The sequence below is a fragment of the Desertihabitans aurantiacus genome (assembly GCF_003344635.1).
Classification (GTDB): Bacteria; Actinomycetota; Actinomycetes; order Propionibacteriales; family Propionibacteriaceae; genus Desertihabitans; species Desertihabitans aurantiacus.
The window spans coordinates 1-2,250 of record NZ_QPKK01000408.1 but is presented as its reverse complement, the minus strand read 5'-3'; the positions used below and the strand labels follow the sequence as shown (position 1 = coordinate 2,250).

At 75.8% G+C, this 2,250-nt stretch carries 2 protein-coding genes; both read left to right on the top strand.

All coding sequences use genetic code 11. The annotated features are described in order from the left end of the window. Positions 1-247: 247 nt before the first annotated feature. Positions 248-610, top strand: coding sequence for a YraN family protein (locus tag DVA66_RS19610; protein WP_114561489.1), 363 nt, complete (start codon positions 248-250; stop codon positions 608-610). After that, complete coding sequence (locus DVA66_RS19605) at positions 607-2,136, top strand: YifB family Mg chelatase-like AAA ATPase (protein WP_114561488.1); 1,530 nt, start codon at positions 607-609, stop codon at positions 2,134-2,136. The genes DVA66_RS19610 and DVA66_RS19605 overlap by 4 nt, the downstream gene beginning before the upstream one ends. Positions 2,137-2,250: the final 114 nt, after the last annotated feature.

The following is a 2,250-nucleotide window of genomic DNA, read 5'->3' as shown; positions in this document are numbered from 1 at the left end:
CCCTGAGCCTGTCGAAGGGCGACACCCGACTCTCCCAGCGCCCTGAGCCTGTCGAAGGGCGACACCCGACTCTCCCAGCGCCCTGAGCCTGTCGAAGGGCGACACCCGACTCTCCCAGCGCCCTGAGCCTGTCGAAGGGCTACCTCCGCCGACGTTGTGCACAGCCCCCGAGCGCCGTCCACAACCTCCTCGCCCCGCCCGGCACCCGCGGCCGCGCCCGCCCACGGTGGGGGCGGAGGTGGGGACGATGGGCACACGACAGGCGCTGGGACGGCTGGGCGAGACGCTCGCCGCCGGGCTGCTGGAGGAGCAGGGTTGTGAGGTGCTGGAGCGCAACTGGCGCTGCAGCGAGGGTGAGATCGACATCGTGGCGAGGGAGCCCTCGACGGCGACCTACGTCTTCTGCGAGGTGAAGTGCCGCCGCGGCCTCGGCTGGGGCGACCCGCTGGAGGCGATCACCTGGGCCAAGCTGCGCAAGCTGCGCCAGCTGGCCGCGATCTGGTCCTCCCGCGCCGACCCCCGGCCCGAGCGGATCCGGATCGACGCCGTCGGGGTGGTGCTGCGCCCCGGCGAGATGCCGCTGCTCAGCCACGTGCGGGGCGTCGGATGAGCCTGGCGCAGACCTGGTCGGTGGCGCTGCTGGGGATGGACGGGCAGATGGTCGAGGTGGAGGCCGCCATCGGCGGCGGGCTGCCGCGCACCGTGCTCGTCGGCCTGGCCGACACCGCCCTGTACGAGGCGAGGGACCGGTGCCGGGCGGCGGTCTCCACCTCCGGGTTCAGCTGGCCCAGCCAGCTCGTCACCATCAACCTCACCCCGGCCAACCTGCCCAAGGCGGGCTCGCACTACGACCTCAGCATCGTGGCCGCGGTGCTCGGCGCCGCCGAGGTGGTGCCGCGGGACGCGCTGCGCGACCGGGTGCTGCTGGGCGAGCTCGGGCTGGACGGCCGGGTGCGACGGGTGCGGGGTGTGCTGCCCGCGCTGCTGGCGGCCCGCGACGCCGGGTTCGAGCGGGTCGTGGTGCCGCACCACCAGCGGGCCGAGGCCGGTCTGGTGGAGGGCCTGACGGTCGACTCGGTGGGGTCGCTGGTCGAGCTGGTCGACTGCCTGCACGGACGCCCTGTGCTACCGCCACCCCAGGCCGTCCCCGACCCGGTCGAGCAGCCGGCGACGAAGGACGTCTGCGAGGTGGTCGGCCAGCCCGAGGCGAAGTGGGCGCTGGAGGTGGCCGCCGCGGGCCGGCACCACCTCTTCCTGCAGGGTCCGCCAGGTGTCGGCAAGACGATGCTGGCCGAGCGGCTGCCGGGGCTGCTGCCCGAGCTCACGCTGTCGGAGGCGCTGGAGGTCTCCGCCATCCACTCCCTGGCCGGGCACGGTGTCGACGGGCTGATCACCCGGCCTCCGTTCGCCGACCCGCACCACTCCGCCTCGCTGCCCAGCGTGGTCGGCGGTGGGGCGCGGATGGCCCGTCCGGGTGCGATCTCGCTGGCCCACCGCGGGGTGCTGTTCATCGACGAGGCGCCGGAGTTCCCGTCCAAGGTGCTCGAGGGGCTGCGCACCCCGCTGGAGTCCGGCCGGGTGACCCTGGGCCGGGCGGAGGTGCAGGCCAGCTACCCGGCCCGCTTCCAGCTGGTGCTGGCCGCCAACCCGTGCCCGTGCGGGCAGGCGGCCACGCCGGGCGCGGAGTGCACCTGCACCCCGATGGCGGTGCGCCGCTACGCCGAGCGGATCTCCGGCCCCATCCTGGACCGGGTCGACATCTCCACCACCCTCGCCCCGCTGCGCCGGGCCTACCTGCGGGGAGGGGTGGAGCCGGGGGAGCCGACCGCCGTGGTCGGCGCCCGGGTGCTCGAGGCCCGCGAGCGGCAACGGCGCCGGCTGGCCGGCACCGGCTGGTCGACCAACGCGGAGGTGGTCGGGCACCACCTGCGCCGGGTGCTCCCGCTGCCCGAGGGCGTCGAGGCCCTCGACCAGGCGCTGCAGCGGGGGCGGATCAGCGCCCGCGGGGTCGACAAGGTGCTGCGGATCAGCTGGACCCTGGCCGACCTGGCCCAGGCGTCCCGGCCGGCCCGCTCCCACCTGCTGGCCGCGCTGGCCATGCGGCGGGGGGAGCAGCTCGAGGGGCGGGCGCCGTGAGCGGCACGGAGCAGCTGGTGCCGCGGCCGACCTCGGCCCCGGACGCCGAGCGCCGGGCCCGGATGGCGCTGGCGTGGGTGGTCGAGCCGGGGGAGCCGCGGATCTCGGCGCTGG